This window comes from Paenibacillus plantarum (assembly GCF_013141695.1).
GTDB classification, from domain to species: domain Bacteria; phylum Bacillota; class Bacilli; order Paenibacillales; family NBRC-103111; genus Paenibacillus_E; species Paenibacillus_E plantarum.
The window spans coordinates 153,833-167,535 of record NZ_WHNY01000067.1; the positions used below are offsets into that span (position 1 = coordinate 153,833).

Consider the following 13,703-nt stretch of genomic DNA (forward strand, 5'->3'; position numbering starts at 1 on the left):
GTTTTTTTCTATGAAGCCGCAGCTCCGCTTCTATTAAATGATAAAGAAAGGGTGAAGAGAATGATCGGTTTGTTGACTGGGATGAACAGAAAATGGATCGCTATGATGTTATTTTTGACCATGGTAGGAGGGGGATTATTCGGATTAGCTCCACAGAAGGTGCATGCGGCAGTATCGACCATTATAGTTCAATTAAAAGATAGCAACGGGAATCCGCTCGAGGGTGCAACTGTTGATTTTTACGATGCGGGATGGAAACCGTTCGGAACGACCGATGCAGGTGGGATGGCCAGCAAGTCTCTGCCGGATCAATCGTATACGTTTCATGTCACTTATGAAGGGACCGGATTGGATAAGGTGCAGCATACGGGAACTGATCCCGTGGTTTCTTTTCAGACTGTAAGCGCGAGAGTACTGTTGAAGAACAGTCAGAATAATCCGCTGAACGGAGGCATTGTGTCCTATTATGCGGATGGCTGGAGGGCACTCGGCACCACCGCCAATGGCGAAGCGAGCAAGCAATTACTGCCCGGCTCCTATACCTTCGCGATGAATTACGGAGGAACGACCACTCAGAAGATAGGCGATCTTGCGGCAAATCCGGCCGTATTGTTTCAGGTGCAAACGCCAGGCATAGTAGCTCCCAAACAATCCGCCCAGTACGATCCGATTCCGCTGCCGCCGAACGATCGTCCGCGAGTTTTGGTCAATAAGGAAACGCTTCCTGCTCTGAAAGCGAGGGTAGCACAACCAGCGTTTACGAATGTATGGGCGAGCATCAACACGAAAGCACAAACCCAGGTGAACGGTAGTTTTCCCCCTAGAACTGGATCTGCAACGACCAATATTGATAAAAATACGGTAGAAGTTATGAAAGCGAACGCAATTCGATATCTGATCTACGGAGATGAAGTCGCCGGTCAAAAAGCGGTTCAAATTGCTGTGAATATGGCGAATTCGGTGCAGTGGAACCCGGATCGAAATAATTCCACCATGGTCTTTAATGTAGGCAGAGAAGTAGGAAGCTTAATCTTCCTTGAATCAGTTGTCTATGATTGGTGCTATGCGCTCATGAATGACGGACAGAAATCAGCCATCCGCCAAGCCCTTGGGACTTGGGTGAGAAATGGCCTTGAGTACCCGTATCCGATTAAGGAGAATGACAAGGTTATTCTTGCCGGGCATGTCAACGGCGACGTGCATCATCAGTTTAAACTGGCCATGGCGATTGCGGTTTATGATACGAATCCCGAGTACTACAATGACATCGCGGACTTCATCTTGAATGTTAGCATGCCCGGATTCAATGTATTGCTCGACGCCGAGATGATGTTCGAAGGCCCCGCCTACGGAGACAACAGGCTGAAGTATATCATGATGGGCAATCAGCTTTGGAAGGCCATGGGCGTTGAGCCGCTAACGGAGAAAGTCGGTTTGGCACTCGACAGACAGGTGTACACCCGAAGATCGGACGGCTTTATCATGACGGAGGGAGATGACTTTAATACCGATTATCAAACGTCATGGAATAGATTTATTCAAGGGAATATCACCAACATGCTCGCAGGCAGCATTTACAACAATCCGAGAGCGCAGAATGAGTTTTTAAAGCAGAAGACTTATGAGGATGATTTGTATTATCTTCTTTTCTTCAATCCGAACGCGCCGTCGCAGTCCGTATATGATACGCCGCTATCCCGATACTTCCCCGCGCCTTATGGCTCCATGGTGGCGAGAACAGGCTGGGATGAAGATCAGGATTCTAAAGCGGTAGTCGCAGTCATGAATATCGGAGAAAGACTCCAGACCAATCATCAGCATTTCGACGCTGGCGCATTCTCCCTGTATTATAAAGGCGATTTGGCGATTGACTCCGGTATTTATCAGGGGAAAAACCCGGTAACCGGCGTTGAAATGGGATACGGATCCGAACATGACCTGCTATATCATAAGCAGTCAATCGCGCATAATGTTGTGCAAATCAACGATCCGAATGCTCTTGAGAAGGGAACCTTTTCCCCGTCAAATCAGCTCTATAATACCCAAATTCCAAGAACGGTCGAGCAGTGGAATACCGACCGCAACTATCAAAGAGGAAAGATGATCTCTCACTCCATCGGAGATGATGAGATGTATCCTGATTACTCTTACATCAAGGGTGAGCTCAGTTTGGCCTATGGAAAGAGTAGAGCTGAGAATTATACAAGAAGCATGGCCTTCTTGAATTTCAAGGATGATAACCACCCGGCTGCTATGATCGTGTATGACAATATCAACACGCCGAATGCAAGCGCTGAAAAAAGATGGCTGCTCCATACCTTTTCCGAGCCTTTGGTGGAAGGCGGCAGATACACGAATGAAATGACGGAGCGGAGTTATAACGGCAAGTTGGTTACCAACACGCTTCTGCCAAAGAGCAGTGATCTGAAGGTCGAAAAAATCGGCGGCCCTGGACGTGAATTTGAGGTAGATGGCGTGAATAAGCCAATTATGTCCACTAATCCATCCGACATGGCCACCATCGATGCAGGTAATTGGAGAATTGAGCTTTCCAATAAGGCTCCTGCTAACCAAACGCAGTTCTTAAATGTGATGCAGGTGATGGATGCTGTGTATGGCCCTGCACCACAAGATGTTTATTATTCGGAGACGGATGACTATGCAGGAGCAAGGATTCAGGATCGCGTTGTGTTTTTTGCAAAAGGTTTTGATCTGATCGATCAAGAAGCTACGATTACTTTCGATGGCGTGGCGAATCAGACCTATAAGATATTGGTTACCGACCTGGAAGACGGATACTGGACAGCCGTGACGGAAGGCGGGACGGCAGCGGTAAAGTATAAAGCGGTCGAAGAAGGAAATTCAATCTATTTTGAGGGTAAACCAGGCACTTATATCTTACGGAAAGCAGATGCAAGTATGCTTCCGCTGGCCGGCAAGGTTCCGTCAGAACTAGTGGAGAGAAAGATCCGCGTCAGGATTGATTCACAGGGACAGGAATTGGATGTTCAACCTACGCTGAACAATAACCTCGTGATGGTTCCGATGAAAGGTGTCTTTGAAGCGCTGGGCATGGCGGTGGATTGGAATGCTGACACCCAAACGGCAACGGCAACCAAAGGAAACTTGACGATTAAGCTTGTAACGGGCAGCAATATCGCTAAGGTCAACGGTGTGAATAAAACGATGGACGCACCGGCAACCGGCGTTAATAACCAAATGCTTATTCCACATACTTTTATTCCGCAAAGCATGCGTTATAAAGCGACCTGGGATGTTGAAAAACAAGTCCTTGAGTTTGCCACTCTACCGCCGTTGGTGCCGCTGCAATGGCAGGCCAAAGTTCTTGATCCTGTTGTGCCGATCCCAATTGCAAACTTAAAAGAAATGAAATATAGGAGCTTCAGGTCAACCATTTCCCCGCAAAATGTTTGGAAAATGTTTGACAATGAGCAATCCAACGCATCACGCTGGTCAGGTGATATTGGATCCCAACTTATATTTAATTTCGGAGAAACCATTCAATTGGAGAGGTTGGACGTAGCCATGCATAACTACGGTAAACTGAGATCAAACAAACTCATGTTTTCCGTTTCGGAAGACGGTGAAACTTGGACGCATGTGTACGGAGGAATTACTGCGCCAAATGCTAACGGTTTTCTTCCTTTCAACTTCCCGTCACTGAATTGCAAATACGTAAGAGTAGCTGTTTTCGGTTCACCAGACGCTACGTCGGACCCGGAATATGTATCCATCTCTGAGCTGAAGTTCTTTGTGAAGAAGTAGAAGTCACAATGAATTGGTAACGGAATAAAGGCCAAAATGCCGTACTTGGGGTTCTACCCGTGGTACGGCTTCTTTACTTGAGGATTGCCTTCTGAAGAAGACAATCGCTCCCGTCTTGGAAGAACCTTAATTCAGGACATGAAATCGAAAGATTGATGGGGTCCAAATGAAGAGCGGTTCCATTACAATTATCAATGAAGCGGTGCTACGATGAAAGGAATGGTTGGCAGATGAAAATAGAAAAAATTGAGTTAAGACAGGTTCAAGTTCCCTTAAAGGCTCCATTCGAGACAAGCTTCGGACGGATGGACAAGAAGGATTGTGTGATCGTCAGTGTACATAGCGACGGGATGATTGGGTATGGAGAAAGCGTGGCTTTCTCGGCCCCCTTTTACAATGAGGAAACGACGGAAACGATCTGGTATATGCTGGAGCATTATTTAATTCCAGCAGTAGTCGGCAGAGAAGTGACTAATCCTGAGGAGATTTCAGGAGTACTCGCTCCCATTCGCCGTAATCATATGGCTATTGCCGCGATCGAGACGGCAGTGTGGGATTTGTATGCCAAACAGAATGGAATTTCGTTAGCACATGCACTGGGAGGCAAGAAGCAAGAAATCGAGGTTGGTGTGAGTATCGGTATTGAGCCTACGATTGAACTGGTTGTGCAGAACGTAGAACGATTTCTGGAGCAAGGCTATAAGCGAATAAAGGTTAAGATTAAACCGGGTTTCGATATCCACTTAGTCGAAGCCATCCGCAAACGATTTGGTGAAGATGTGCCTCTGATGGTTGATGCAAACTCCGCCTATACGCTTCAGGATGTGCATATATTGAAGGAGTTGGACAATTATAATCTGATGATGATTGAGCAGCCGCTTGCGCATGATGATATTATCGAGCATGCGGAGTTGCAGCGGGAACTGCGAACACCCGTTTGTCTGGATGAGAGTATTCACACCCTGGCAGATGCTCGTCATGCCATTGACCTTGGGAGCTGTCGGATCATGAATATTAAGATCGGCCGGGTAGGCGGATTGACGAATGCCAGGAAGATTCACGACCTTTGTATGCAACGAGGGATCTCGGTTTGGTGCGGAGGGATGCTTGAACTCGGTATAGGTCGACTCCATAACATTGCACTTTCTTCGTTATCCAATTTCGCAATACCCGGGGATGTATCGGCCTCCAAGCGTTTCTGGGAGCAAGACATTGTCGATCCGGGCATTGAGATGATCAGGCCGGGGGTGTTAGCCGTTCCAAATAACGCTGGCATTGGCCACGAAGTACGTGAACAATCACTTGAACAATTGACAACCAGGAAGCTGACGCGGCACGCTTAGGCGCTGAAAAAAGGGAGAGCGATTGCATGTCCAAGTATGTGAAAATAAGCTGCATGTCACCCCCAATCAAAGAGGTGGATACTGGGCAAGGTTTAGAAGGTGTTGTTCTTCAAATGATTGCCAAATGGGAAGAGCACCTGCAGCATGTGCTGCCGGAGCAGCCTGATTTAATCGTATTGCCTGAGTGCTGTGATGACCCTACCTTCAAAGGCATGGGCACAGAATGGTTGTACGAGTACTATCGGTATCGCGGCAATCGGCTCCTCGACTACTTCGCAAGTGTTGCCAAAACCCACCGATGTTATATTGCTTATTCCGCGATGGTGGAGATGGAGGATGGCACCTTCCGTAATGCGACGCTGTTTATTGATCGTTCCGGTGAGGTTTGCGGTATATATCATAAAAATCATATTACGATTAGACAGAAATCGACATCGGACACCTTATACGGGAAAGAAGCACACGTCATTCAGACTGATTTTGGCCGTGTGGCTTGTCTGATCTGCTTTGATATCAATTTTGATGAATTGTTGCAGCAGTATGTGGAGCAGAAACCGGAGTTGATCGTGTTTTCTTCCGCTTACCACGGCGGCTTGATGCAAGCCTATTGGGCGTACACATGCAGAGCACATTTTGCAGGCGCCATATGGCGTCCCGAGACTTGTACCCTTGTAAATCCCGTAGGTGAAATTGTTGGGGAAAGCACACTCTTTTATCCCTTCGTAACAAGGACAATTAATATGGATAGTGTCGTTGTTCATTATGATTACAATTGGGAAAAGCTCGAGTTGATGAAACGGAAATACGGCTCTAAGGTGTTGATCAGCGATCCTACTCGGTTGAATGCGTTCCTGATCTCAAGCGAAACGGAAGAGTTTACGATTCAGGATATTGTGAAAGAGTTTGACTTGGAATTATTGGATGATTATTGGATAAGATGTCGGGACGATCGCAATAAAGAGGGTCATCTTGAGCCGTAAAGGTAAGCCCTAGGAAGGACTGAAGTTGTATGAGAGAGCATCATGACGGTAGTATTCGGTATCGTTTAGTTACAGATGTCAGAGAGCTTTTTGAGATTGTAGAATTGCAAAGGCAGGTGTGGGGACCTGATTCGCTTACCTCCATGCAGCATATGCGTGCGGCGCTCCTTCACGGAGGAGCGGTGATAGGGGCGTTTTGCGAAGAGGTGCTCGTTGGGTTCTGTTATGGATTCATCGGTTATGACGGTAAGGAACCGTACGTAGGTTCGCACATGATGGCGATTCATCCCGATTATCGCGATAGGGGGATAGGCATGCAATTGAAGCTCGAGCAGCGGGTGTGGGCAATGCAGGCTGGGTACAGCAAAATTGTATGGACCTTCGATCCCTTCGAATCGCGGAACGCTTACCTCAATCTATGTAAGCTCGGTGGAACGGTGTCCACCTATATCTCTGAATTTTATGGGATGGATACCGCTGGCTTCCCCACAGATCGCTTTCTTGTGGAGTGGATGTTGTCATCTGAACGTGTGACACGCGCAGTCGACGGGCGATCGAAGCTAATTGACGACGTGTCCGGTTATCCTCGACTGCTTGCAGTTGAATATACGGATGCTCAGGTGACCGGCATTGGGGATGTAACCCAAAAGCATCTGATAGGCGAGTCAAAGGGGTTGAGGCTGCCCATCCCACGGGCCGTATCCAAGCTAAAGCATACACAACCTGATCTTTTTAAGGTTTGGCAGCGGCAATTTCGAGAGCTAGCCACGACTGCTTTTGCTAAAGGCTACGAAGTTGTATCCTGCCAACAGCCGGAACCTGAGGTTCAAGACTATGTGCTTGAAATGAAAGTATGAAAGAAGCAATAGTGACATGGCTCCACGCACATCGCCATGAGTTAAAGATGACCTATGAAGAATTGCATGATTTAGCGGAAGCAAGCTGGCAGGAGCACCATACGACTCGATATTTGCAGCGAGTTTTAAATGAGATGGGGGTAGAGTTCGAGGGTTTCTCGACTCATACTGGCCTTGTAGCTCATTGGAATGGAAGCACGACATCATCGCTTGATGATGAGAAGAAAGGCTCAACGATAGCGCTTCGTACGGATATCGATGCCCTATGGCAGCAAGTAGATGGAGTAGGCAGAGCAAATCATTCTTGTGGTCATGATGCACATATGACCATGGTATTGTTCGCATTCAAGGTATTGCAAGCAGTTGGGTTCAAGCCTGCTGGAGAGCTGAGGCTGTTGTTCCAACCTGCAGAGGAAGTTGGGGAAGGTGCGCTCAAGCTGCTTGAAGCAGGTAGCCTAGAAGACGTAGACTACTTGTTAGGGATCCATTTGAGGCCGGCCAAGGAGCTTTCATATGGTCACGCCTCTAGCGCCATCTATCATGGAGCCTGTGCCGTCATGGAAGGGAAGGTTATAGGTGCTCAGGCCCATGCATCCCGACCAAATGACGGATTAAACGTGATTGAGGTGTTGGCTGACATCATACAGGCGGTTCGTGCTGTCTCTACAGACTATGCGACTGTCCCGGTTTCCTTTAAATTGACTAAGCTTCATGTTCCAAATGAAAGCAGCAATATTATACCTGACTTTGGAACCTTCACCATTGATGTACGCGCACAGACGAATCTTGCGATGGATATTTTACTTCCTAAGTTAGAAGCTGCTGTTTACTCAGTTGGCAAGGCATACGGCATCTCTATGGAGCTTCGTACTACGGCCCGTATGGTGGCAGCACGACCTGATCCCTATCTTGAAGCTCTGGTTGGAGATGTAATATCTGAGCTCCTTGGAGTTGCTGGTTTGGCTCAGCCTCCAGTGTCGCCGGGTGGGGAAGATTTTCACTTTTATCCCTTACACAAGCCAGAGCTTCACGCCACCATGATCGGCCTCGGCTGCGGATTACTGCCCGGACTGCATCATCCGCAGATGCAATTTAATCTAGATGCATTGGAGATTGGGGCAGGGCTTCTAGCCTTGTCTGTAGTTAGGATAAGCTCAGGTTTATCTAATTGAATTGAGCCACTCTCGTGCTACCTCCATAAATGAGTAACTTCCCATCCTCTCAGTCACAAAATAAGCGGGCCTCATGGCCAATGTCATTTAGTTAAGGCGCAAAGCCTACAATCAAAAAAAGAGCTGGTTATCGAAAAGATAGCCCGCTCTTTTTTTGCGTATATGATAAAAAACACTACAAGTAGGGGGTGAACAGTATAGTTGACGGGATCACGGTCCCACGGGCAGTGACGTTCGACCCCGGCTACCGTTACTTAACCTCTTAAATGCAAAGAGGTCAACCAGTAAAAAATGGCTGACTTCATAATACGAAGGGCAGTTTAGTTCCAATATATGTTAAGATTAAATTGTCGGATGACAATAAATTAAAAAGGGAAATCACAGGTTATTTAATTGAGGGTTGTTGATAAGAACGCAAATAATGAAGTTTACTTGGGGGAGTTTGATTGCGTAAAGAAGGTATTGTTTCATGATACGAGAAATTAAAGAGCAATTCACTGAAGAGATCCTTACCGAAGCAATAAAGCGATATGACATTAATAATGACACTGTTCGTTCATTGGGCGGTTATGAAAGCTTTGTTTATGAATATCAGAAAAACAACGCATTTTTCATATTAAAAATCTCACATACAATTAGAAGATCAAGAAATAATATACGGGGTGAAATTGAATTTTTAAATTTTTTGTCGAATAAAGGACTGACAGTTTCAAATGCTGTTCCATCGACTAGGGGTAATATGGTTGAAGAAATTGCTGCAGAAAATGGTTCGTTCCTAGCCATTTCATACGAAATGTCTCTTGGAAAAGAAGTGTCGGAAGAAGATTGGAATGAATCGCTTTACGAAAAATGGGGCGAATTTCTGGGTAAAATCCATCATGCCACAAAGGGTTATGAATGGAGTAATCCGGCGTTTAAACGACAAGCCTGGGACCAAGAAGTGCTATTAAAGGCGGAGAAATACTTGCGACCTGATGATGTAATGATTTCAATTCTAAAAGAAAGATTAACAAAACTTACTTCTCTGTCCAAGTCCAAAGACACATACGGTTTGACTCATACTGATTTTCATCAAAGTAATTTTTATCTCCATAACGGAGACATTTATTTGTTCGATTTTGATGATTGCGGTTATACGTATTTCGTAAACGATATTGGGATTACATTGTATTATGCACTTTCTTATCCGTTTAAGGAATTTGAAAATAAACCGGAATATTATAAATTGTTTTTCCGCCATTTTATGAAAGGATATCTGAAGGAAAATACAATCCAAGAAGAAGAAATAGTATATTTACAAGATTCTATTAAACTTCGTCATGCATTGCTGTATATTTATTTTCATCAAGCAAACGATGTGTCAAATTTGGATGAAAAATCAATGAACTGGTTAAAAGAGCTTCAACGAGTAGCAGCTTCGTATGACCCTATGCTGCCGATTGACTTTGTTAAAGAATTTAAAAGCATTTATAATCGTATTCATTAACTTGGAAGCATCGTATCGTACTGTCGGTTGTCAAGAACTTGATCCGATTCCCGTTTCATGACAAGAACATTGTCCGATTGCCGACAAGAAGTAAACTGTCCTGTAACTAGCTAAACTAACGGGCAGATTAGTGTGGTGATAGGCAAGCTAAATATGGTATAATATTCCATGTTTATTGAGTTGAAAGGGGATTTGGAATGAGCACAATTAAAATCCACGAAACCCATTCGGAGCAGGAAAGATTAAATAACAATGATAATTTTGTCGTTGAGGACCTTCGTTCTATTCAAAATATTGAGGGTGGAGGACCAATTAAAAAATTGATTTAAATTCAATGCCACGTCCTCTAAAGGCATTCGGATACTTCTTCTTCTCTATATTAGTGTTATTTGGTGCGACAGCAGTTTTAATCAGTTTTTTACGTTAAATACGACTACCAACATTACTGATACAACAGGTTTGGCACACCAATTATCAACATGTAACCAGTCTTGCGATTCAACTATCGGATAAGAGACTTCAATCTGGCAGCTGACCTTAATGGTACGGCTGCCTTTTTTCAATATAAGGGCAGGATAGTGTAATTGTAGAATCGAAATTATTTAATAACTTATTTCTTCAGTAACACATTAGTGGCCCGTTAGGGTGATCAACGGCGCGTGATGGCACGCATGGTTGCCTCAGCTGACAAAGGAGAACGAAACAATGAAAAAGTACATACTCTTCGATCATGATGGTGTTCTGGTTGATACTGAATTCTGGTATTACAAAGCGGGTGAACGCGCTCTGGCTGACATTGGATTTACATTGGATAAAGACCAATACCTCCGCGACATGACCCAGTCATTGGGCACTTGGTCCCAAGCTAGAGCGGCAGGTATTGATGAACAGACCATTAGCAAGCAGCGTGAGGTCCGCAACGTCTATTATCAGGAATATCTAAAAACAGAAGCCATAGAGATTGAAGGCGTAGTTGAAACTCTAGCCGAACTGTCAAAGTATGTCCGCATGGCCATCGTGACGACTGCAAAACGTGCGGATTTTCAACTTATTCATGAAAAGCGCCAGATAAGACAATTCATGGAATTCGTCCTTGTTCGCGAAGACTACGAGCGCACCAAGCCGCACCCGGAACCATACTTGACCGGCCTAAAGCGCTTCGGAGCTACTAAAGAAGAGATTCTGGTTGTAGAGGATTCAAACAGAGGGTTGAACTCAGCCGTGGCGGCTGGTATCGACTGTGCTATTGTCCATAACGACTTCACAAAAACACATGACTTCTCACAGGCCAGCTATCGAATCAAAACTCTAATTGAACTAAAGGACATTATCCTGAATGTAACCGGAGAGAGTATTCGCCCCGTGTCCCGTACTCACTTTAAAAGTGAAGAGTAGTGCGGGAGGCACGGACTCACGAATAAACAGTAATGAGAGGCTGCTGGCAGGACCGGTAGCCTTTCGCTCACCTAACGGACAGATTAGCTCAACAGAGAGTCCCTGATCCCCTTCGTTGCATAATCTATTTTATGTTAAAATAGATTATTAAAATTGCATGCTCATAAGAATGGAGTGATAGAATTTGATTTTTGAAGAAGTTAAATTTAAGACTAGCTTGCTGAAGGAACTGAAAATTTTCTATGTTCAGAATTTAGGCATAGGTTTATTAAAAGAAGATGATAGTTCGTTCACATTAACGGTTGGTGAAACCAGTCTTACATTTATACAAACAGATGAAAAGGATGACAGACCATTTTACCATTTTGCTGTTAATATTAATGAGAGCCAATTTAAACTAGCTAAAGAATATTTATCAAAAAGGGTAACTTTATTGCAAAATGAATCCCATGATGAGTTTGAATTTATAGATTGGAACGCACATGCTGTTTATTTTTATGATCCCTCAGGAAACATCGTGGAATACATTGCACGCCACAATATTAAAAGTACTGCTACTGATGAATTCACTAACAAAGACATTCTTTGTATAAGTGAGGTTGGATTGCCTGTATTGGACGTTTCAAACGTAGCATCAACGTTAGAATCAGAAATTAATCTTCCAATATGGAAAGGAAATGGAAAATCATTTCAGCCTGTTGGTGACGAACATGGGCTTTTTATTTTAGTAGAAATAGATCGTGAATGGTATCCGACAAATGATAAGGCACAAATATTCCCAGTCATGGTAAAAATCAAAGACAGCGATAGACAATACTCATTCCCACATTTGCCGTATTATATAGTGTAATGATTTTTATGTGAACTTTAATCAGCTATCCATTGAACTAACGGATAACGATAGCGGAACAGCGGATGCCGATGCATCCGTTTTTTGTTCGCTCAGCTAACTGGCAGATTAGTGAAATAGCATGCGAGTAAGAATGTTATAGAATGGAAACTTTTTACTTAATCCCTTCGTCTTATTTTTAAAGAACTAAATGTTGGGAGGATAATACAATGATGTCGAAGAGAAAACAGATTTGGATTATATCCATCACATCGTTGTTAGTGATTTATTTACTTTTCTTTCCCAATCTAACGGCAGAACTAGCGGTAAGGAAGCATTTATTCTTCACTCTCCATCCAATAAAAGCCTTCAGTGTTCAAGTTAAGGGGAATGGTAGCACTTCTTTTTGGGGAGCAAAATTATACTATGTTAACGAAATATCCAAATCATTTATTTGGGTGAAGAAAAATTGGTTAGGTTATCGTGTGATTACTGATGGAACTGGACCATGATTTATACGAACGCACTGAAGTCCAATACCCTGTTCAACTAACGAGTATCCTTGTATATACTTATGGAATTGCAGAGGATATAGTGCAGATATGGAAGGCAATAAAGACGGCTGAAGCGGAAAAAGAATTAGATTATCTCAAGAATCTTAAAACGATAGGAAGGGATAAAGTTTTGGGGTTTTATAGGAGTTACTATGGATTCAGCTAACGGCGAACGTTAACTAAAACAAATGAAGTCGACAGCCAGATTCAATCCCCTTTTTTCTTCGCAATAGTAAAATGAGGCTATACTTTAAGAATATTAAATTAGGTCATTATTAGTGGAGGAATATGGAGCAATCAAACGATGAGCAAAACATTATTTTTGAAATTAAGAGAACCAAAAAAAATGTGCTTGGATTTTTGCTTTCAATTGGATTGTTGTTCTTTGGTTTAATTTGTTATGGGATTTACTGGGCTTTCTTTGACATGAATCGGCTCCCCACAGGTGAATTAATTGAACAGTCAAACTCCCCAAACGGCAAATATACAATTAATGCGTATGTTTCAAGTGGAGGAGCAACGACTGATTTTGCTGTAAGAGCAGAACTTGTTTCCAACAAAAACTCGAAGAAAAAGAATATTTATTGGAATTATAGAGAAGAGAACGCATATATCGTATGGATTAACGATGATACTGTTAAAATTAATGGTCATGTTTTAAGATTGCCAAATGAGAAATACGATTTTAGGAGAGAGTGAATTTTCTATTCACGGAATTCAGCTAACGGATAACGATATCGGAATCAAGGTTGCTAACTGCAACCATTTTTTAGTTCGGTCCATTAACGGGAGAAATTGTATTTTTACAAGTCCAAGTGTAAGGATGAATCATTCATGATAAAGTTGATTCGTGCAGTTTTATTACTGTTAATCAGTGTCCAAATTTTAATGGCTTGTTCAAAAGATACCACTACGACCACAAAAACTATTAATTATGTGAATGAGAAGTATAAATTCGGCCTTACGTTACCATCCAAATGGAAAGACAATTATGATGTTGTTGAACTCAAGCATGAAGATATTATGGCGTTCAGATTACTTACAAAGGTTGGAAAGGGCGAATTATTTAGAGTTGAGGTTTGGCCTAAAGAGCAATGGGAAACCAATGGGATCGAACTAGCTAAAATTATTCGCATTTCTAAAATTGGTGAGCTAGGTGATACTGTTTATGCATTTGACACCCCAACGGATGTGCAATACGATCCCAATAATCAGAAAGATAAAGAACAATACACATTGTTGGTAAGAGATGTCGAGCAGATAAAAGTTAGTTTTGAGGTTAAGAAATAATCCTTGAATTT

Annotated in this window: 12 protein-coding genes; all 12 read left to right on the plus strand. The window is 43.4% G+C overall.

Annotation, left to right across the window (positions count from 1 at the left end):
* Positions 1-60: 60 nt before the first annotated feature.
* The 12 genes from GC096_RS23875 to GC096_RS23925 all read left to right on the plus strand — a co-directional run bounded on the left by GC096_RS23875 (position 61) and on the right by GC096_RS23925 (position 13,692).
* Entirely contained in the window at positions 61-3,786 is a 3,726-nt protein-coding gene (locus GC096_RS23875) for a stalk domain-containing protein (RefSeq protein WP_171633763.1), read from the plus strand.
* Positions 3,787-4,016: 230 nt separating this feature from the next.
* Positions 4,017-5,129: an o-succinylbenzoate synthase gene (gene menC, locus GC096_RS23880; protein WP_171633765.1), complete on the plus strand. Its 1,113-nt coding sequence runs from the start codon at positions 4,017-4,019 to the stop codon at positions 5,127-5,129.
* Positions 5,130-5,155: 26 nt separating this feature from the next.
* Complete coding sequence (locus GC096_RS23885) at positions 5,156-6,109, plus strand: carbon-nitrogen hydrolase family protein (protein WP_171633766.1); 954 nt, start codon at positions 5,156-5,158, stop codon at positions 6,107-6,109.
* Positions 6,110-6,138: 29 nt separating this feature from the next.
* Entirely contained in the window at positions 6,139-6,966 is an 828-nt protein-coding gene (locus GC096_RS23890; RefSeq protein ID WP_171633768.1) for a GNAT family N-acetyltransferase, read from the plus strand.
* A 47-nt stretch (positions 6,967-7,013) separates the two neighbouring features.
* Positions 7,014-8,138, plus strand: a complete 1,125-nt coding sequence (locus GC096_RS23895; RefSeq protein WP_246302925.1) for an amidohydrolase — start codon at positions 7,014-7,016, stop codon at positions 8,136-8,138.
* A 469-nt stretch (positions 8,139-8,607) separates the two neighbouring features.
* Positions 8,608-9,624, plus strand: a complete 1,017-nt coding sequence (locus GC096_RS23900) for a phosphotransferase enzyme family protein (RefSeq protein ID WP_171633771.1) — start codon at positions 8,608-8,610, stop codon at positions 9,622-9,624.
* A gap of 197 nt (positions 9,625-9,821) precedes the next feature.
* Positions 9,822-9,953, plus strand: a complete 132-nt coding sequence (locus tag GC096_RS39160; RefSeq protein ID WP_281366835.1) for a hypothetical protein — start codon at positions 9,822-9,824, stop codon at positions 9,951-9,953.
* Positions 9,954-10,329: 376 nt separating this feature from the next.
* Positions 10,330-11,019, plus strand: coding sequence for an HAD family hydrolase (locus tag GC096_RS23905; protein ID WP_171633773.1), 690 nt, complete (start codon positions 10,330-10,332; stop codon positions 11,017-11,019).
* A gap of 184 nt (positions 11,020-11,203) precedes the next feature.
* The gene (locus GC096_RS23910; protein ID WP_171633774.1) at positions 11,204-11,869 is read left to right on the plus strand and encodes a VOC family protein; all 666 of its coding nucleotides are present in this window, start codon (positions 11,204-11,206) and stop codon (positions 11,867-11,869) included.
* Between the two features lie 209 nt (positions 11,870-12,078).
* Entirely contained in the window at positions 12,079-12,360 is a 282-nt protein-coding gene (locus GC096_RS23915) for a YjcN family protein (protein ID WP_171633776.1), read from the plus strand.
* 330 nt (positions 12,361-12,690) lie between these two features.
* Complete coding sequence (locus GC096_RS23920) at positions 12,691-13,101, plus strand: DUF5412 domain-containing protein (protein WP_171633778.1); 411 nt, start codon at positions 12,691-12,693, stop codon at positions 13,099-13,101.
* A 135-nt stretch (positions 13,102-13,236) separates the two neighbouring features.
* Complete coding sequence (locus GC096_RS23925) at positions 13,237-13,692, plus strand: methyltransferase (RefSeq protein ID WP_171633779.1); 456 nt, start codon at positions 13,237-13,239, stop codon at positions 13,690-13,692.
* Positions 13,693-13,703 lie beyond the last annotated feature (11 nt).

Coding starts and splice junctions, on each gene's coding strand:
- GC096_RS23875 (WP_171633763.1), top strand. CDS start 61: ATGATCGGTTTGTTGACTGGGATGAACAGAAAATGGATCGCTATGATG.
- menC (WP_171633765.1), top strand. CDS start 4,017: ATGAAAATAGAAAAAATTGAGTTAAGACAGGTTCAAGTTCCCTTAAAG.
- GC096_RS23885 (WP_171633766.1), top strand. CDS start 5,156: ATGTCCAAGTATGTGAAAATAAGCTGCATGTCACCCCCAATCAAAGAG.
- GC096_RS23890 (WP_171633768.1), top strand. CDS start 6,139: ATGAGAGAGCATCATGACGGTAGTATTCGGTATCGTTTAGTTACAGAT.
- GC096_RS23895 (WP_246302925.1), top strand. CDS start 7,014: ATGACCTATGAAGAATTGCATGATTTAGCGGAAGCAAGCTGGCAGGAG.
- GC096_RS23900 (WP_171633771.1), top strand. CDS start 8,608: ATGATACGAGAAATTAAAGAGCAATTCACTGAAGAGATCCTTACCGAA.
- GC096_RS39160 (WP_281366835.1), top strand. CDS start 9,822: ATGAGCACAATTAAAATCCACGAAACCCATTCGGAGCAGGAAAGATTA.
- GC096_RS23905 (WP_171633773.1), top strand. CDS start 10,330: ATGAAAAAGTACATACTCTTCGATCATGATGGTGTTCTGGTTGATACT.
- GC096_RS23915 (WP_171633776.1), top strand. CDS start 12,079: ATGATGTCGAAGAGAAAACAGATTTGGATTATATCCATCACATCGTTG.
- GC096_RS23920 (WP_171633778.1), top strand. CDS start 12,691: ATGGAGCAATCAAACGATGAGCAAAACATTATTTTTGAAATTAAGAGA.
- GC096_RS23925 (WP_171633779.1), top strand. CDS start 13,237: ATGATAAAGTTGATTCGTGCAGTTTTATTACTGTTAATCAGTGTCCAA.